Genomic DNA, 18,740 nt, shown 5'->3' on the forward strand with positions numbered 1-18,740 from the left:
CAGACATAGGTCCGCGGCGGCGGTCGTTCCGCAGTGCGCACGCTATTGATTCCATTGTATGCATGTGCCTCTTTGTCCTATGACGGCGATCGAAGAGATCGCGCGCCCATCTTGCGGGCGGCCGGCAGCCAGGTCAAAACAGCTCTGCCTCCTGTGAGACGGGTCATATTTACCCAATTGACTCCGGCCTATGTGTCTAGCCGGTTCAGATGAGTCATATTTACCCAACTGAGTGCGGTCATATGCGTCTATCCGGTTGAAATGAGTCATATTTACCCAACTGAGTGCGGTCACATGCGTCTATCCGGTTGAAATGAGTCATATTTACCCAACTGAGTGCGGTCACATGCGTTTAATCGGTTAAGTTGAGCAACTACGACTCCATCGGATCCGCGGAAGGGCGAGCCGATTTGCGGCGCAGATGGAAAAAACATCAAAGGGGAAATGTTCCCGCTGTCCGAACGGCGCGCAAATGTCCAGAAAGATTTCTCGGTCGGCTTCGCGACGAAAGAATAAAACCTTCTTTATATTTCAAGTAAAAACAAGCAAAACGACATAGACGTCCCCGGGACAGAGAATATTATCAAAATACGGCTGAACCCTCCCCGCAAGGAGAGGCACAGCCGTTTTCGCGAAGGCAAGCTTACGGCCTCAGCGCCCGGATCGCGGCCGCCCGGTCGGCCTGCGAAAAGATCGAGTTTCCGGCGACGAGCGCGTTCGCCCCGCTCTCCGCAACAAGCTTCGCCGTCTCCGCGTTGATGCCGCCGTCGACCTCGATATGAACGCCGGAAAGGCCCCGGGCGTCGAGCGCGTCCCGCAGGGCGCGAATTTTCGCCAACGTGGCGGGAATGAACGCTTGTCCGCCGAAACCCGGATTCACCGTCATGATCAAAACGAGATCCACGTCTTCAACCACGTAGTCCAGCACCGACAGCGGCGTATGGGGATTGAGCGCCACCCCGGCCTTGAGACCGAGCTCCCGGATCATATGCACGGTCCGGTGAAGGTGAACGCACGCCTCCGCGTGCACGGTGATCCGATCCGCCCCGGCCTTGACGAGATCGCCGAACAGCCGCTCGGGCGTATGCACCATCAAGTGAACGTCGAAAGGAAGTTTCGTGTACGGGCGAACCGCCGCTACGACCGGAGGGCCGAACGTCAAATTCGGCACGAATTGGCCGTCCATAATATCGATATGAATCCAATCCGCGCCGCCTTGGTCGACTTCCCGGATTTCCTCTCCCAGCTTGGCGAAATCCGCCGACAAAATAGAGGGCGCAATAATAGCCATCTCTTAATACCTCCGTCGAATCTGTTTCCATTCGTTCATAAACTCGGCATAATTTTGATAGCGGCTCGCCGCGATCTCGCCGCTTTCCTTGGCGGCGAGAACGGCGCAGCCCGGCTCGTGCATATGGGTGCACCCGCGGAACTTGCAGCTTGACGCCAGCTCGCGGAGTTCGCGGAAACAGGAGCCGATCTGATCGATGCCGAGCTCCGCGAAGTCCAGTTGGCTGAAGCCGGGCGTATCCGCGACGTAGCCGCCGCCCGCAAGCGGAACCAGCTCCACGTGCCTCGTCGTGTGGCGTCCCCGCCCGAGCCGCTCGCTGATTTCGCTCGTTTCGAGGGTCAGACCGGGCACGAGCGCATTGAGAAGGGACGATTTGCCTACGCCCGATTGGCCGGCGAACACGCTGACGCGGCCCGCTAGCCGCTTGCGCAGCTCTTCGATCCCTTCGCCCTGCTTCGAGCTTGTCGCCAGCATATCGTACCCGATGGCGCGGTACAACGTTCTCGCTTCTTCCATTTCCCGCACGATCCGTTCATGCTCGGGGTCGTTTTGGACGGCGTCCAGCTTCGTCAGCACGATGAGCGCGTCAAGCCCGGCATGCTCGGTATGGACGAGAAATTTGTCAAGCAGCAGCAAGTTCATTTCGGGACGAACGACCGAAAACACGAGCACGGCCAGATCGACGTTGGCGACGGGCGGCCGGATCAGCTCCGTCGAGCGGGGAAGGATTTCATCCACCATGCCTTCCCCGTTTTCCGTTTCGCTGAACTTTACCCGGTCTCCGACGAGCGGCGACACGCCCCGTTTTTTGAAGATGCCGCGCGCCCGGCATTGCACCGGCTCTCCGCCGTCGTCCCGTTTGACGTAATAATAGCCGCTGAGCGCCTTGAAAATCATGCCTTCGGGCATGTATGGCCTCCTCTGCTCATCCTTGATTCTCCTGTTCTCCGCCTTCTCCTTCGCCTTCGATTCCGTCTCCGTTCCCGTCTTCGTTAAACGTTCCCTGCTCGGCGTCCGTCTGTTCGCCGGAAGCGTCCGGATTGTCCGACGGTTCCCCGGACGGCTCTACCGCAGGCGTCTCCGAAGCCGGGACGTCCTCGTACGGGATCGGAATTTCGTCCAATATTTGATCGTCCCGGTAAATCCGGATCAAGCCTTCCTTGCTCGGCGACAGCACGAGCGTGACCGGGAACGTCTCCGTCGTCGTAATTTTTTTCGTGCCCCATTCGATATTGTCGCCGCGCGCGTCGGAATACTCGATTCGGATGACGCTTTGCGCGCCTTCCTGCGCGGGGGGCACCGTCACGTTGTACTTCCGCTCCTTGGCCTCGGCCGGATAGCCGCTGCTGATCCAGATTTGCACTTCGGATCCGGCTGTCACCGATTCGTTCTGCTCGGCCGGGAACTGCTTGAATACTTTGTTCTCCGTCGCGTAGCTTGGCTCGTAAAGGATGTTTTCCTTCGGCAGCACCAGATCGTTTTGCAAAATGGCGGCTTTGGCTTCGCTAAGCGTCATCCCGATCAGGTTCGGCATCGGGAACGACTCTTCGCCGAGGCTGACGGTCAGCTCGATCGTGTCCGTTTCCGGATTGAACTCCGTTCCCTCGCCCGGCGACTGGTGGATAACCGTGCCCGGCTCGCTCTTGTCATGGGTTTCCGTTTTCTCGATCCTGCCCTCGTCGATGCCGAGACCGACCAGCTTGACGACGGCATCCTCGTACGTCCCTCCGACGAGCGGCGGAAGTTCGATCATGAGCGGTCCGCTGCTTACCGTAAGTTCGACCGTGGCGCCTTTTTTGACGGACATATCCTGCTTGTTCTGCTTGATGACGACGTCTTCTTCGTATTCGGAGCTCGGCTCGGAGGCGACCTCGACCCCTACCAGGCCGACGTTTTCCAACATTTGCATCGCTTCCTGGATATCGTGGCCGATGACGGTCGGCACTTCGACGTCGTCCGGACTGAGCGATCCCCGCAGCGTCATGATCGCCCAGATCAAAATCCCGATCAGGATGACGGCAATGACGCTGAGCACCGTCGGCATCACCCACCGGCGCTTCGGCTCCTCTTCTTCCTCTTCTTCATCGGACTCCGGTTCGCCGCGAACGATCGTCTCTTCGCCCGACAGCCGCATATCCGGCTTCAGCGCCGGGATCGCCCTCGTCCGGTCTTCCTCCTCGTCGTCGTCGCTCTCGAACGAAACCGGTGGTTCGTTCAGTCGCTGCGGAGACAGGCACGTCTCCAGATCGTCGAGCATCCGCTTGGCCGAAGCGTACCGCTCCTGCGGATTTTTGCGCATCGCGCGAAGGATGATGTTTTCGACGCTTTGCGGGATGTGCGGATTGACCAGGCGCGGCTGCTCGAACGGCTCCTGCAGGTGCTTGAGCGCCACGCTGATCGGGCTTTCGCCCAAAAACGGAAGACGGCCCGTCAGCATTTGATACAAAACGATCCCCAGCGAATAAATATCCGACTTCTCGCCGGTCGTCACGCCCTTGGCATGCTCGGGCGAAAAATAATGGACCGAGCCGACGACGGAGCCCGTTTGCGTAATCGTCGAGGAGGTGACCGCGCGGGCGATGCCGAAATCGGTAACCTTCACCCGTCCGTTGTTTCCGATAAGGATGTTATGAGGCTTGATATCGCGATGGATGATCTGGTTCTGGTGTGCGTGATCGAGCGCGTCGCAGATTTGCGACGCGATCCGCACCGCTTCCTCCGCCTGCAGCGGCGCGCGCTCGCGAATAATTTCGTTCAGATTGCGGCCGTCCACGAATTCCATAATGATATAATGAGTATCTTCTTCCTGCCCGACGTCATAGATGCTCACGATGTTCGGATGCGACAACGACGCCGCGGCTTGCGCTTCCCTGCGGAAGCGGCGGACGAATTCGTCGTCGTGCATAAACTGCTGGCGAAGCACCTTCACGGCAACGAATCGGTTGAGCAGATTGTCCTTCGCCTTGTAAACGAGGGCCATCCCGCCGCCGCCGACCCGCTCGAGCAGCTCGTACCTGCCGCTCAACGTATGACCGATCATGACGCTCCCCCTTCCGCGGCATCATCCTCGGCGCAATCGATGATGGCCACCGTCACGTTGTCGTCCCCTCCGGCCAGGAGAGCAAGCGTAATCAACCGGTCCGCGATCTGTTCCATATTCGCGTCCGGTTCCTTCAGCGTATCCAGAATGAGCTTGTCTTCCACCAGGGAGCTGAGCCCGTCGCTGCACAGCAGCAGCCGGTCGCCTTGCCGCAGATCGATCCGCCTGACGTCGACCGCGACTTCCCGGTCGGTTCCCAGCGCCCGCGTCAGCACGTTGCGCCGCGGGTGGTTCGCCGCCTCCTCCGGGCTCAGTTGGCCCGATTTGGCGAGTTCGTTCACCAGCGTATGATCCTCCGTCAGCTGCTGGAGTTCGCCCTCGCGCATCCGATAGGCCCGGCTGTCGCCGATATGGCCGATCATCGCGGCTTCCTTGTCCGCCATGGCGAGGACGACCGTCGTCCCCATGTTGGAATAAGCTTCGTTGCCGGAAGCCATTTCGAAAACCGCCGCGTTCGCCTTGCGAACGATTGCCCGAAGGCGATCCTCGCTCGCCTCCGAAGAGAGATCCTCGTTCCACTCGGTCAGCGACTGCGTCAAACTGTCGATCGCAAGGCCGCTTGCCACGTCCCCCGCCTTGTGGCCCCCCATTCCGTCGGCGACTACCGCCGCCGCAATGCCGTTCCGGAGCTGCCCCGTCCAAGCCCTGTCTTCGTTCAAATGCCGGACTCTTCCGACATGGCTTCGCCAAGCCGTCTTCACATCGTTCACCTCGCCTGTGACTCCATATGCTTCGCCCGCAGCTGGCCGCAAGCGGCCGCGATATCGTGCCCTTGCTCCCTGCGGATCGTCGCGTTGATCCGGTTGCGAACCAGGATGCGGTGGAACTCGAAAATATCGTCCCGCGGCGTTCGCACGTAGTCGCGCTCGGGCACGTAGTTTACCGGAATCAGGTTGACATGGCACAGCATGTCCTTGAGCACCTTGCCGAGCTCCTCCGCGTGCTCGGGGCGGTCGTTGACGCCGCCGATCAGCGCGTACTCGAACGTAATTCTCCGGCCCGTCTTCTCGATGTAATATTTGCAGGCGTCGATGACCTCGCTGAACGGGAACCTCCGATTGACCGGCATCAGCTTCGAGCGCAGCTCGTCGTTCGGCGCGTGAATCGAGATCGCCAGGTTGATTTGCGTGTTCTCGTCCGCAAATTTGATCATATTCGGCACGATGCCGCTTGTCGAAACCGTAATGTGGCGCTGCCCGATGTTGAGCCCCTTCGGGTGCGTCATCAAGCGGAGAAACGTCATTGTCGCGTCATAGTTTTCGAACGGTTCTCCCGAACCCATAATGACGATGCTGGAAACCCGCTCGTTTTCCGGGTCGAGCAGCTTTTGCGCCTGAACGACCTGGGCGACGATTTCGCCGGGCGTCAAATTCCGTTTCAAACCGCCGAGCGTCGAAGCGCAAAACGTGCAGCCGATCCGGCAGCCGACCTGCGTCGTCACGCAGACGCTGTTGCCGTAGTTGTGGCGCATGATGACCGTCTCGATCGCGTGATCGTCGTGCAGCCCGAACAAAAACTTGACCGTTCCGTCCTTCGATTGCAGCTTCGTAATTTCCTTCAGCGTGACGAAATTGAACGTCTCGGCAAGCTTTTCCCGAAGCGCTTTGGGCAAATTGGACATGCCCTCGAAATCGTCGACCCGCTTCACGTAAAGCCAGTCGAAGATTTGGCCGGCGCGGAAAGCCGGCTGGCCCTGCTCCTTGACCCAATCTTGAAGCTGTTCGAGCGTATAGTCGTAAATAAAAGGTTTCTCGGTTTTGTAATTGAGCTTATCGGCCAATCCTTTGACCGTCGTTTGTTTTTCCACTTTGTCACCACCATTCTGTCTATTTTACCATAAAAACCGCCGGCTCAGAAAGAACCCGGCCATTCGCGAGAGGCTAAGCTTCCTTCCTGCGGAGCCTGGCGATAAAAAAACCGTCGCTGCCGAACTGATCGGGCAAAAGCTGCAGCATTCCCTCGAACGCGTCGGTCAGAACGCCCGCCTCGCGAAGCGGCCGAGCCGCCTCCTCCGGCCAGCCGGGGTCGAGCGCGAATTCGGGAAAGGACGAGAGAAAATGCCGGATCGTTTCCTCGTTTTCCTCCGGTGCGATCGTGCACGTGCTGTACACTAGCGTCCCCCCCGGCCGGACCAGCGCGCTTGCCCGCTCCAGCAGGCGGCGCTGCAAGCCGGCCAGCGCGGCGATGTCTTCGGGCCGCTTATTCCATTTGATTTCCGGCTTGCGGCGGATGACGCCGAGACCGGAGCAAGGCGCGTCCAGCAGCACGACGTCCATCGACAGCGGCGGCAGGCGGTCGGCCAGATCGAGCGCGTCGCCGGTCATCGTCCGGATCGAGCCGAGGCCGAGCCGAGCCGCCTGCTCCCGGATGAGCGCCTCCTTGTGCGCGTGAATGTCGTTCGCCGTCACTTCGCCGGCGTCGCCCATCCGCTCCGCAAGCTGCGTCGTCTTGCCGCCCGGGGCGGCGCAGCAATCGAGCACGCGATCGCCCGGGCGCGGATCGGCGACGGCGGCGACGAGCATCGAGCTTTCGTCCTGCACCGTGAGCAGGCCGTCCTTGTACCAGGGCGTCGCGGCGAGGCTGCCGGAGCGCACCGCGACGATGCCGTCGGGCGACAGCTTCGACGGCATCGCGGCAATGCCGGCTTCGGCCATTTCGGCCAGCAGCCGGTCTCGGTCCGCCCGCAGCCGGTTGACGCGGGCCGACGCTCGCGGCGGCTCGTTGCCGGCCGCGCACAGCGATTCCGTCCTTGCGGCGCCGTAGGCCGCAAGCCAGCGCCGGACGAGCCAGAGCGGATAGCTGTGGACGAGCGCGATCCGCTCCGCCTCGTCCAGCCCGTCCGGCAATGACGGCGCGACGCCGTCCCGCAGCAGCCCGCGCAGCGTGCCGTTGACGAGGCCCGCGATGCCGGCGTGGCCGCGCCGCTTGGCGATGTTCACCGCCTCGGCGACGACCGCGTGCGCCGGCACCCGGTCAAGGAAGCGCAACTGGTAATAACTGAGCCTGAGCAGGCTGCGCACCCAGGGCTCGATTTTGCGCGGCCAGCCTTTCACCCGGTCCGAGAGGACGTAATCGATCGTATTCAGCCTCTGAATCGTGCCGTACGCGATTTCGGTCGCCAGCGCCGCGTCCTGCCTCGACAAGCCCGCTTCGTTCAGCGTCCGGTTGAGCTCAAGCCCGCTGTACGCCCCTTCCCGGTCGACCCGCTCCAGCACGTTGAGCGCGGTTTCGCGCGCTCCCTCGGGCTTCCTTTTGGCCGGCGTTCTCCTGCCGTGCTCTCCCGCTCCCCCGGGATCCCGGCGGGTTCTGGTTCCCCCGGCAGGCCCGGCTTTTTTAGCGCCGGTTTGTCCCGGCGTGTTTCGATGTTGACCGTCCACGATATGTTCGCACCTCGATTTCGTCGTCCTTCCGCATGCCCCGTTCCGGTCCGCGCAAACCTAGTTTGCGCCGGATCGGGCGGGTGATGTATTTTGGGGTTCCCGATTCGCTGCGATGCGAAAAAACGGCGCCCGTATTAACCGAGCGCCGTTCCGGGGGCGATGCGCGCCCCTCTCGCATACTCCGCCGCGGGCAGCGCTTTTTTGCCTGCCGGCTGCACCTGCGTCAGGACGACGCTGCCGTCGCCCGTCCGCACGCGAATGCCGTCCGCGCCCGCTTCGAGCACCGTGCCGGGCTTGGCTTCGGCCCATTCGGCCGCCAGTCGGGCATCCGTTTCCCCCGGCGCCCGGCAGCCCCATACTTTGAACACTTCCCCGTTCAAAAACGTAAACGCCCCGGCCATCGGATGCAGGCCGCGGACCTGGTTGAAAATGTCCCGGGCGGTCCGATTCCAGTCGATCCGCTCGTCTTCCCGGGTCAAGTTCGGCGCATAGGTCGCTTCTGCATCGTCCTGCGCGATCCGCGGGGCGGTTCCGTCGAGCAGGCGAGGCAGCCATTCGATCAGAAGCTCGGCCCCCGCGTCGCTCAGCTTGGCGAAAATCGAGCCCGCCGTATCGTCGTCGCCGATCGGGACCTCGACTTTGGCGATCATGTCCCCGGTGTCGAGCCCCTCCGCCATGTACATGAGCGTTACGCCGGTTACCGGCTCCCCGTTCATGATGGAGCGCTGGATCGGAGCTCCGCCGCGGTAACGCGGCAGCAGCGAGCCGTGCACGTTGACGCAGCCGAAGCGCGGCAAATCCAGCACCGCCTTGGGCAAAATTTGGCCGTACGCAGCCGTCACGATCAAATCCGGGGCCAGCTCCGTTACGGCCGCGACCGCGTCGGGCGATCGCAGCTTCTCCGGCTGCAGCACGCGGAGTCCCCGCTGCTGCGCGAACGCCTTGACCGGCGGCGGGGAGAGTTCCCGCTTGCGGCCTTTCGGCCGATCCGGCTGCGTGACGACCGCGACGACGTTCAGGCCTCGCTCCAGGAGCGCCCGAAGCGAAGGAACGGCGAAATCGGGCGTTCCCATAAACAGTATGTTCATTTTATTCCCCGTCCTGTTCCGCCTTGCGCGCCTCGTATACCGATTCCGCTATATCGATAAAAAGCACGCCGTTCAAATGATCCACCTCATGCTGGAAAGCGCGCGCCAGCAATCCGGTTCCTTCGTACTGCACCGGGTTGCCGTGACGGTCCTGTCCGCGGATGACGACTTTGTTCGCCCTCCGCACGTCGCCCTGCAGCCCCGGAATGCTAAGGCAGCCTTCCGGTCCGAGCTGCTCGCCTTCCGCCGAGACGATCTCGGGGTTGACGAGCTCGATCAGCCCTTGCTCTTCGTCCGCGTCGACGACGATGACGCGCTTCAAAATGCCGACCTGCGGAGCCGCGAGACCGACCCCATCCGCGTCGTACATCGTATCCGCCATATCGTCGAGCAGCTTGTGGAGATTCGCGTTGAACTTGGTAACCTCCTGAGCCCTTTCCCTCAGCACATCGTCCGGGTGTTTGACGATCAATCGAATCGACATGGTTTCATCATTCCTTTTCAAGCAGACTGGCGTTGCAAACGGCTATAACATCATTTGCGGATCGACGTCGACGCTGATTTGCACGCCGTGTTTTTTGGCGGGGTCCGCGATTTCGCGGAGCGTTTCCGCCGTCCAGGCATGAGCGTCCGCATCCGCTCCCCGATATTTTACCATACATTGAAAACGGTAGCGATCTTTCAGCCGAGGAATCGGCGACGCGACGGGACCGAGAACCTCGAACGCGGGCAAGCCCGCGGCTCCGGCAAGCCCGGCCGATTCCGCCCTCGCCCGCATTTTGGAGGCGAACGTTTCTCCGAGAGACATGAGCAGCGGAACCTGTTCGTGCGAAAACGTGACGGCGATCAGCCTCCCGTACGGCGGATAAGCCATCATTCGCCGATGGCGAAGCTCCTCGAGCGCGAAGCCGCCGTAGTCGTGGCGGCGGGCGGCCGCGATCGAGGCGTGCTCCGGCTCGTACGTTTGAATGACCACCTCGCCCGGAAGCTCGTGCCTTCCCGCCCGCCCCGCCACTTGGGTCAGCAGTTGGAACGTTCGTTCGGGGGCCCGGAAATCGGGAAGGCGCAGCGCGGAATCGGCGGCAAGCACCCCGACGAGCGTGACGTAAGGAAAATCGAGCCCTTTCGCCACCATTTGCGTGCCCAGAAGGACGTCCGCCTTGCGCTCGCGAAACGCGGTCAGCCACTTTTCGTGCGAGCCTTTTTCCGACGTCGTGTCGACGTCCATCCGGATGACGCGGACGCCGGGGAACGCGAGGGCGAGCGCTTCCTCGACCTTTTGCGTTCCGGTGCCAAAAAAGCGGATATGCCGGCTTTGGCACGACGGGCACTCCTCCGGCTCCCGTTCCGCGTAGCCGCAGTAGTGGCAGCGCAGGTTGCGCGATCCCCTATGGTACGTCAGCGCGATGTCGCAATGCGGGCATTGCGCCGTATATCCGCAGGACCGGCACATGACGAACGTGGAGTAGCCGCGCCTGTTCAGCAGCAAAACGGTTTGCTCCCCTTTGTCGAGGCGGTCCTCCAGCTTCTCTTTCAAAAGGTTGCTGAACATCGCCCGGTTGCCCAGGCGCAGCTCCTCGCGCATGTCGACGATCGACACGGGCGGAAGCGGGCGGGCGGCGACGCGCTCGGGCAAGGCAACGTAAACGGGGCGAAGATCGGCTTCCACCCCGCTGCCCGGATATTTGGCAGCGCCGTAAGACTCCATCGAAGGCGTCGCCGAGCCGAGCACGACGGCGGCGCCGTGCTTTCTCGCCCTTTCCGCCGCCACGTCCCTCGCATGATATTTCGGGCTTTCTTCCTGCTTGTACGAAGATTCGTGCTCTTCGTCGATGACGATCAGCCCGATGTTTTCGAACGGAGCGAAAATCGCGGAGCGGGCGCCGACGGCCACGCGGGCGCTTCCGTCCCGGATTTTCCGCCACTCGTCATAGCGTTCGCCGTTCGACAGCCGGCTGTGAAGCACCGCGACCAGATCGCCGAACCGGCTTTTGAAGCGTTCGACCATCTGCGGGGTCAGCGCGATTTCCGGCACGAGCACGATCGCTTCCTTGTTCAACGTCAGGCAGCGCTGAATCGCCTGCAAATAAATTTCCGTCTTGCCGCTTCCCGTGACGCCATGCAGCAAAAACACTTCGCTTCGCTCCTCGTCGATCGCCCGCGCGATCGGCTCGAAGGCCGCCGCCTGCGCTTCGGTCAGCGTCATCGGCGAGGACGGCGCGAACGTCCGGTCCGCGCACGGATCCCGGTTCGCCTCGACGGCTTCGACGGCGACATAGCCTTTGTCGGCCAGCGCCCGAATGACGGAGACGTTCGTCCCCGCCGCGTCCGCAAGCTTCTGCTGGGCGATCGGCTCGGGATGGGCGAGCAAATATTCGAGGACTTCCCGCTGCTTGGCGGCGCGACCCGGAATGTGCGCGAGCGCCTCGCGAAGCCGCCGCTCGTCCGGAGGAACGACCGTGAGCACGGTTTTGACCGACAGCCGGTCTTCCACCTTCTGCCGTTCCCCCAATTTTCCCTGTTTCAGCCATCGCTTGATCGCGTCCGCCGCATCCGGAAATTGCTTCGCGAGCGCAGTCAGCTTGAGCGGAGCCTGCCGCTCGAGCGCTTCGACGAGGCCGGGCGCCGCGGCCCTGTCGGCTTCCGTCCAGCGAGTTCCCGGCATCGGCGCTATGTACTTCTCCGTCTTTCCTTTCAGCGCCGCGGGCAGCATCGCCTGCAGCGCGACCGTGAGCGGGCAAAGCCAGCGGCGGCTGATCCATTCCCCGAGCTCCACCAGTTCCGCTGACAGCGGAGGCAGCGAATCGAGGACGTCCTCGACCGGCTTGAGCCTGCCCGGATCGACCTCCGCCCGGTCCGGAACGGCGACGACGATCCCTTGAAGCAGCCTGCCGCCGAACGGGACCGCAACCCGGCTGCCGATGTCGATCCACCGGGCGAGATGCTCCGGGATGCGGTAATCGAACGGCCGGTCCGTGTCCCGGCTGGGCACGTCGACGATGACGCGGGCAACCTTCATGCGTCGGCCGCCTCCCCGGTCGCAGCCGGGCGGCCGCTGCTTGCCGGGACGGTCCGGCTGTCCGCCGCCGCGGCTGCCGGTTGCCCGGCCTTTGCGGCTTCTCCCGCTTCGCGCCACGGCGGACGCGCGGCCGCGATCCGCCAGATGCGTTCCGCCGCCGCCCGTTTGGACTGGAGCGGCAGCGATTCCACCAGACCCTCCGGCCCGTAGACGCTCACGATATTCGTATCGGCGCCGAAGCCCGCGCCTTCCTGCGAAACGTCGTTGGCGACGATCAAATCGCAGCGCTTGCGCCTGAGCTTGTCCGTCGCATGCTTTTCCACTTCGTCCGTTTCCGCCGCGAAGCCGATGACGAACGGCGTTTTGCCGGAGTGAATCCGATCCGCCTTCCACTCTCCGACCTTCTGCAAAATATCGGGATTGCGGACCAGCTCCAGCGTCAGCGTCTCCGGCCCTTTTTTCATTTTCCGTTCGAGCGGGGCTTTGGGCCGGTAGTCGGCGACCGCGGCTGCCATAACGATGGCGTCCATTTCGCCCGCGCGCGCCATGACGGCTTCGAGCATTTCCTCCGCGGAGCGAACGGACACGAGCTTCGTCCCCGCAGGCGGCGCGCCGTCCGTCCGGGCGCATACGAGCGTCACGTCCGCGCCCAGCAGCAGCGCCGTCTCGGCGAGCGCGAAGCCCATTTTGCCCGACGAATCGTTCGTAATGTAGCGGACCGGATCGATCCTCTCGATCGTTCCGCCCGCGGTGACGAGTACCCGCCTGCCCGCCAGCGGCTTGTCCGTCGCCAGCAGCCGCGCGGCGGCCGCCGCAATGTCATCGGGCTCGGCGAGCCGGCCCTTGCCGACGTAGCCGCAAGCGAGCTGTCCCGTTCCCGGCTCGACGAACCGGACGCCCCGCTCGGCCAACGTCTGGAGATTGCGCACGACGGCCGGATGCTCCAGCATGTGCACGTTCATCGCCGGGGCGATCAGCACCGGCGCCGTTGTCGCGAGCAGCGTCGTGCTGAGCATGTCGTCGGCGATGCCGGCCGCCATTTTGCCGATGATATTCGCGGTGGCCGGAGCGACGACGACCAGGTCGGCGGCGTCGGCCCAGTCGATGTGCTGCACTTTGGACGCGTCCCTTTCGTCGAACGTATCCGTCGCCACCGGATGCCGGGACAGCGTCTGCAGCGTAAGCGGCGCGATGAAACGCTGCGCGCCGTCCGTCATGATGACGCGGACTTCGGCCCCGAGCGACACGAGACGGCCGCAAACCGTCGCCGCCTTGTACGCGGCGATTCCCCCCGTAATCCCGAGCACGATTGTCTTGCCTGCAAGCGGTCCAGACATGGCGTTCCCTCCCCCGTCAATCTGAAAAATGCGCGAAAACTTGTTGCCGCGATGAAAAAAACAACCGCGAGGGTTGTTTTCTCATTCGTTCTCCGATTCGGCTTGCACGGCTTCTTCCGGTTGAATCGTTTCTACGTTTATAAACTCGTGATAGATTTCCTCGAGCGCGACGCCGACGAATTTATGCGATTTGGGCGAGATCAGCTCGGATTGCTTGCCTTCGCGCAAGCTCCGGGCCCGCTTCGACGCCGCGACGACGAGCGTATATTTGCTGTCGACTTTCCTTACCAGTTCGTCAATAGAAGGGTAAAGCATGGTTCATCTCTCCGATCCGTTTTTGGCCGTGGTCAGGTCCTGCAATTCCGCGATCAGCTCATGCTGGAACCGCTCGCGCTTGCAATGCTCGGCCGTTATGATCGCTTGGATCCGCTCGCACGCGCGATCGATCTCGTCGTTCACGACCGCGTAGTCGTACTTGTTAAGCAGATTCATCTCCTCGACCGCGACGGACAAGCGATGGTCGATCTTGTCTTGCGATTCGGTGCCGCGTCCGACGATCCGCTGCTTCAGTTCGCCGAGCGACGGGGGCAGCAGGAACACGAACACGCCTTCGGGAAACTTCTCCTTTACCTTGAGAGCTCCCTGAACTTCGATTTCAAGAATGATATCTTTGCCTTCGGCGATCGTGCGCTCGACGAATTCGCGGGGCGTGCCGTAAAAGTTCCCGACGTACTCCGCGCTCTCGAGCAAGGCGTCGGAGGCGAGCATATCGAGAAACTGTTCCCGCGTCTTGAAAAAATAGTTGACGCCGTCCTTCTCTCCCTCTCTGGGCGGACGGGTCGTGGCCGAAACCGAATAGACGAGCTCCGGCATCCGGCGGCGCAGCGAAGCGCATACGGTGCCTTTGCCGACTCCGGACGGGCCTGACAGTACGATGAGCAAACCTTTTTTCATGGACTTCCCCGTTTCATTCGTCATGTTCGTCATCTTTGGTGGATAGCCGGTGCGCAACCGTTTCCGGCTGAACGGCCGACAAAATGACGTGATCGCTGTCGGTAATGATGACCGCGCGGGTGCGGCGGCCATACGTCGCGTCGATCAGCATATGCCTGTCCCGCGCTTCCTGGATGATCCGTTTGATCGGCGCCGATTCCGGACTGACAATGGATATGATCCTGTTCGCCGAAACGATGTTGCCAAAACCGATATTGATCAGTTTGATCGCCATGCAACTCTTCCCTCCGGTCGGTCCTCGCAGCGCTCTCGCGAGACGTCGGACATTCTTCCATTGTTGCCCGATGATGTCCCTCGCATACTGCAGGATAACGATACAATCAGCCTGCGCAATCGACGCTGTACGCATGTGTGACGGTACTTGGCGCCCGCTTCCGGAAAAGCGGCCGTCCTCTTCGGAAGGGGACGGCCCCGGAAGTCATATTGATTAATTTTACTTGAAAATTCCGGCCCGGACAAGGGGTAGAGCAAACTACCGCGATTTTCGCGTTTCGGCGGATCGGCTCGCGGCGACGTACCGGGTCAGCTCCGCGGTCATCTCGTAAAAAAGAAACGGCGTCATCAAGTAGATTCCGTTAAAGTGCTTCATGGCCGTATCGAGAAGCTCCTTGGCGATCGCGATCCCTTCGGCCCTTCCCTCGGCCCCTTCGAGCCCCCGCATCCGGCGGCGGACTTCGTCGGACAATTGAATCCCGGGCACCTCGTTGTGCAAATATTCGGCATTGCGGCCGCTGGCCAGCGGAAAAATGCCGAGAAAAATCGGAATGCCGATGCCTTTCGTCGCTTCGGCGATTTTTTCGATTTGGGCGGAATCGTACACCGGCTGCGTCATAATGTAGTCGGCGCCCGCCTCCACCTTTTTCTCGAGCCGCTGCACCGCTTTGTCCAGATGCTTGACGTTCGGATTGAATGCCGCCCCGATGACAAAGTTCGCCTTCTGCTTGAGCGGTCTGCCCGAAAACGCGATGCCGGCGTTGAGCTGCTTGATCATGCGAATGATTTCGAATGAGGTCATGTCGTAAACCGAGCTCGCGCCGGGCAAATCGCCGAACTTCGCCGGGTCGCCCGTTACCGCCAGCACATGGTCGATGCCGAGCGCATCGAAGCCCATCATATGCGACTGCGTGCCGATCGAATTGCGATCCCGGCACGCGATGTGAACGAGCGGCCGGATGCCGACCCGTTCCTTGAGCAGCGCGCCGAGCGCCATGTTGCTCATGCGCGTCACCGCCAGCGAGTTGTCGGCCATCGTCAGCGCGTCGGCGCCGGCCGCCTTCAGCGCTTCGGCGCCCGCCATGAAGCGGGAAATGTCCAGATCGCGGGGCGGATCGAGCTCGACGATGACCGTATGGCGCTCGCGGACGAGATCGACGATCGAAGGCTCCCGGGCCGGAGGCGAGGGCGGAACCGGTTCCGGCTCGGCGACCTCGATCCGCTCCGGCTCGCGCGGCTCCGCGCCGTCCGCCGCCGGAGCGGCGTCGGGCTCGTAGCCTTTCAAGGCGCCCGCGATCGCGGCGATATGCTCCGGCGTCGTGCCGCAGCAGCCGCCGAGCAGCCGCACGCCCGCGTCGGCGAACCGCCGCGCGTTCGTCGCGAAGTAGTCGGGCGACGCCGGATAGACGACTTTGCCGTCCACGTATTCCGGCAGCCCCGCGTTCGGGAACGCCGACAGCGGCATGCCGAGCCCGCCCGGCAGCTCCTCCAGCGCGCGCAGGATGCCGACCGGCCCGCTGCGGCAGTTGAAGCCGATGACGTCGGCTCCTCCGGCCGCAAGCCGCGCGAACGCGTCGGGAAGGGGAACGCCGTCGTGCGTCCGGGCCGCGTCTCCGACCGCGAATTGGCAGATGACCGGCAGATCGCTTTGCTTGCGGACGATCGAGACGGCGAGCGACATTTCCGCGAAATCCGTAAACGTTTCGAGCAGGACGCCGTCGGCCCCCGCTGCGATCAGCGCGCCGAGCTGCTCCTCGAAGTCGCGCCGCACCTCGGCATCGCTCGCGTCGCTGCGCTGGCCGGCTTTGACGGAGCCGACGGACGCCACCACGTACGCTTGATCGCCCGCCGCGCGCCTGGCGATCGCCACCCCCGCCGCGTTGATTTCCTCCGTCTTGTTTTCCAGCCCGAATCGGGCCAGCTTCGAGCGCTGGGCGGAGAACGTGTTCGTCTCAATCACTTCGGCGCCGGCCGAAATATAGCGGCGGTGAACGTCCGCGATCAATTCCGGGTTCAGCAAATTGTATTCTTCAAACGATACGCCGATCGGAACCCCCAACTGATACAGGTAGGTTCCCATCGCTCCGTCGCCGACCCGGGTTCGGGCCTTCAGCGCGGCACGCAAATCCGTTCTCACAAGGCTTCCCATCCATTTCATTATTCAGAGTAACCTTACTTTAGCACATTTCGCCGCTCCCTTGAACATGCGAACGCTCATGCCCGGCAAAAACGCATGTTCACGAAACCCGGCGGCATCCCCGGAATGGCGGAACTGCCGGGGATCCCGAATATTTGCGGCACTCAAGCGTGCGTCCATAGGCGAGATGAGTAATTATTTATACGAAAATGAAGTGCCGTAAGAAGGCAAAAAAAAGACCCACTACCCCGAAATCTCAACCCTAATTTTTTTAAAATTTAGAAGTCCGGTGATTTAGGTCAGTTGTAACCGTCTCTTCGGCATAAAAAAAGAGGAAAACAACCCAACCAGCGCCGAAATGAGCAGGTCCGACACTGCCTCCATCATCACGGATTTCGGTTTTGGACATGCCAAAACACCGGTTTGTGGTCGCTTTTTCTTAAACCGGCACAGTCTTTTCAGATTTTGAACGATGGCCGTGAGCACCGCCTGCTCTTGCATGCAGTCCAATCCACGGCTCCGTGCGCGGCCCAGGCCATGCGCGACTTTGCTTTCGGCAAACACATGCTCGCACCGCGTCCGCAACTTTTGCAGATGACGGTAAGAACCNAAGTCCGGTGATTTAGGTCAGTTGTAACCGTCTCTTCGGCATAAAAAAAGAGGAAAACAACCCAACCAGCGCCGAAATGAGCAGGTCCGACACTGCCTCCATCATCACGGATTTCGGTTTTGGACATGCCAAAACACCGGTTTGTGGTCGCTTTTTCTTAAACCGGCACAGTCTTTTCAGATTTTGAACGATGGCCGTGAGCACCGCCTGCTCTTGCATGCAGTCCAATCCACGGCTCCGTGCGCGGCCCAGGCCATGCGCGACTTTGCTTTCGGCAAACACATGCTCGCACCCCGTCCGCAAATTGTGCAGAAGACGGTCAGAACCCATAAGCTGAATTCGTTTGGCTTTGTTTCGAATTTGGATTTCCCGGATTTTGGCCAGCCGTTTGCGTTGTTTCTCCGGATCGTTCGTTTGACGTTTCCAAGCAGGTACATCTTCCAGTGTCAGGTTGCGAAGCGAAACCAGGGGAACAATCCCTTGCTCGAACAACGCTTGCAGATAATCTGTCGTACCGTAGGCTTTATCGGCAGAAAGCGTCCGAATCCGGATTTGCGGATGGGCAAAACGGATCGCGAAGAGCTGCCGCAAGCTCGTTTCACGCTCAGCCGTTCCGGACGCGATGCTCGCTTGCGTAGACAGAATGACGCCGGATTTGATATCCGTCACATCATGCACCAAATACCGCAAATGCGCTTCCTGACCGTTGCTCTTTTTGTACAAGCGGGCATCCGGATCCGTTACGCTGCGGTGGGTCTTGTTCGAGAACGTTTTGCCATGAAAATCTTCATGCGTCGCTTCGTCTTCCAGCAGCCGCTCTTTTTGCGCGGGCGGTGCGGGCGGCTGTCGGTCATCATCGGAATCATGGGCGACACCACCGGTCTCTTCATCTTGCCGGGCCATGCGAGCCAAATAGTCTTCAATCGACTCCACCGGGGCCAGGGTGATTTCTTTCAAGCTGTGAATGGATGCGTTGGCCCGTACCTGGGTGCCGTCGACGCCGACATGCACATCGGGTTGGACCAGTCCCGCGGCGATGCACTGATCGACGACATGTTTCATCAGCTTCTCAAAAACACCGTGCGTTCGCCACAATTTCCGGGTCTTCACCAAGGTCGTCCGATCCGGCAGGGACGGCCGCGATGAGTCCGGGCGCACGACGGATTCGAAATCCAGTCCGCAAAACCACAAATAGCCCGCATGCATGGGCAACAGTTGATACAATTCCCGTTCGGAATGGTTGAACAAATACGAAAGCAGCATCAGTCGAACCATCCGCTCCGGGTCAGCCGCCGGGCGGCCGGTACGTTCCGTATATAGAGGCGCCACCCAATCATGAACGATGGAAAAATCAAGCGCTTCGTTCAGTTGGCGCAGGATGTGCTTTTTCGGCACGAGTTCATCCATATCCACGAATTGGAACATCTGAGGCTGGATAGCCGATGACTTGCGGGCTTTCATACCTAATCACTCTTTCGATAGTCGTGTTACGATATTAATTCGACAAAACCGTGATAAAAGCCTGCTTACGCGGACTTTATCACCGGACTT

15 protein-coding genes and 1 pseudogene are annotated in these 18,740 nt (G+C 61.3%); all 16 read right to left on the reverse strand.

Translation table 11 applies throughout. The features are described from left to right. Positions 1-643 precede the first annotated feature (643 nt). Positions 644-1,291, reverse strand: a complete 648-nt coding sequence (gene rpe, locus B7E11_RS25975; RefSeq protein WP_080840249.1) for a ribulose-phosphate 3-epimerase — start codon at positions 1,289-1,291, stop codon at positions 644-646. A gap of 3 nt (positions 1,292-1,294) precedes the next feature. After that, entirely contained in the window at positions 1,295-2,200 is a 906-nt protein-coding gene (rsgA, locus tag B7E11_RS25980; protein ID WP_080840251.1) for a ribosome small subunit-dependent GTPase A, read from the reverse strand. Positions 2,201-2,216: 16 nt separating this feature from the next. Further along, positions 2,217-4,331, reverse strand: a complete 2,115-nt coding sequence (gene pknB / locus B7E11_RS25985) for a Stk1 family PASTA domain-containing Ser/Thr kinase (protein WP_080840252.1) — start codon at positions 4,329-4,331, stop codon at positions 2,217-2,219. Then, the gene (locus B7E11_RS25990) at positions 4,328-5,092 is read right to left on the reverse strand and encodes a Stp1/IreP family PP2C-type Ser/Thr phosphatase (RefSeq protein WP_080841018.1); all 765 of its coding nucleotides are present in this window, start codon (positions 5,090-5,092) and stop codon (positions 4,328-4,330) included. The genes pknB and B7E11_RS25990 overlap by 4 nt, the downstream gene beginning before the upstream one ends. Positions 5,093-5,097: 5 nt before the next feature. Then, positions 5,098-6,198, reverse strand: a complete 1,101-nt coding sequence (gene rlmN / locus B7E11_RS25995) for a dual-specificity RNA methyltransferase RlmN (protein WP_245809827.1) — start codon at positions 6,196-6,198, stop codon at positions 5,098-5,100. 73 nt (positions 6,199-6,271) lie between these two features. Beyond that, complete coding sequence (gene rsmB / locus B7E11_RS26000) at positions 6,272-7,768, reverse strand: 16S rRNA (cytosine(967)-C(5))-methyltransferase RsmB (protein ID WP_080840253.1); 1,497 nt, start codon at positions 7,766-7,768, stop codon at positions 6,272-6,274. Positions 7,769-7,905: 137 nt separating this feature from the next. Continuing rightward, complete coding sequence (gene fmt / locus B7E11_RS26005; RefSeq protein ID WP_080840255.1) at positions 7,906-8,859, reverse strand: methionyl-tRNA formyltransferase; 954 nt, start codon at positions 8,857-8,859, stop codon at positions 7,906-7,908. Between the two features lies 1 nt (position 8,860). Then, positions 8,861-9,343, reverse strand: a complete 483-nt coding sequence (gene def, locus B7E11_RS26010) for a peptide deformylase (protein ID WP_080840256.1) — start codon at positions 9,341-9,343, stop codon at positions 8,861-8,863. Between the two features lie 42 nt (positions 9,344-9,385). After that, positions 9,386-11,878: a primosomal protein N' gene (gene priA / locus B7E11_RS26015; protein WP_080840257.1), complete on the reverse strand. Its 2,493-nt coding sequence runs from the start codon at positions 11,876-11,878 to the stop codon at positions 9,386-9,388. Further along, the gene (coaBC, locus tag B7E11_RS26020) at positions 11,875-13,215 is read right to left on the reverse strand and encodes a bifunctional phosphopantothenoylcysteine decarboxylase/phosphopantothenate--cysteine ligase CoaBC (protein WP_080840259.1); all 1,341 of its coding nucleotides are present in this window, start codon (positions 13,213-13,215) and stop codon (positions 11,875-11,877) included. Before coaBC ends, priA begins: the two co-directional genes overlap by 4 nt. 81 nt (positions 13,216-13,296) lie before the next feature. Continuing rightward, positions 13,297-13,530, reverse strand: a complete 234-nt coding sequence (gene rpoZ / locus B7E11_RS26025; RefSeq protein WP_080840261.1) for a DNA-directed RNA polymerase subunit omega — start codon at positions 13,528-13,530, stop codon at positions 13,297-13,299. A 3-nt stretch (positions 13,531-13,533) separates the two neighbouring features. Beyond that, the gene (gene gmk / locus B7E11_RS26030; RefSeq protein WP_080841022.1) at positions 13,534-14,169 is read right to left on the reverse strand and encodes a guanylate kinase; all 636 of its coding nucleotides are present in this window, start codon (positions 14,167-14,169) and stop codon (positions 13,534-13,536) included. A gap of 13 nt (positions 14,170-14,182) precedes the next feature. Further along, positions 14,183-14,443: an extracellular matrix/biofilm regulator RemA gene (gene remA, locus B7E11_RS26035; protein WP_027084220.1), complete on the reverse strand. Its 261-nt coding sequence runs from the start codon at positions 14,441-14,443 to the stop codon at positions 14,183-14,185. Between the two features lie 258 nt (positions 14,444-14,701). Next, on the reverse strand, positions 14,702-16,579 hold the full coding sequence (locus tag B7E11_RS26040) for a bifunctional homocysteine S-methyltransferase/methylenetetrahydrofolate reductase (RefSeq protein WP_080841024.1): 1,878 nt from the start codon (positions 16,577-16,579) through the stop codon (positions 14,702-14,704). A 294-nt stretch (positions 16,580-16,873) separates the two neighbouring features. After that, positions 16,874-17,188, reverse strand: a pseudogene (locus B7E11_RS26045) (transposase); the annotation flags it as partial. 13 nt (positions 17,189-17,201) lie between these two features. Beyond that, positions 17,202-18,650 carry a transposase gene (locus B7E11_RS26050; protein WP_080840265.1) on the reverse strand — a complete coding sequence of 483 codons (1,449 nt, stop codon included), beginning with the start codon at positions 18,648-18,650 and terminating at the stop codon, positions 17,202-17,204. Positions 18,651-18,740: the final 90 nt, after the last annotated feature.

Source organism: Cohnella massiliensis (assembly GCF_900169535.1).
Lineage (GTDB): Bacteria > Bacillota > Bacilli > Paenibacillales > Paenibacillaceae > Cohnella > Cohnella algarum.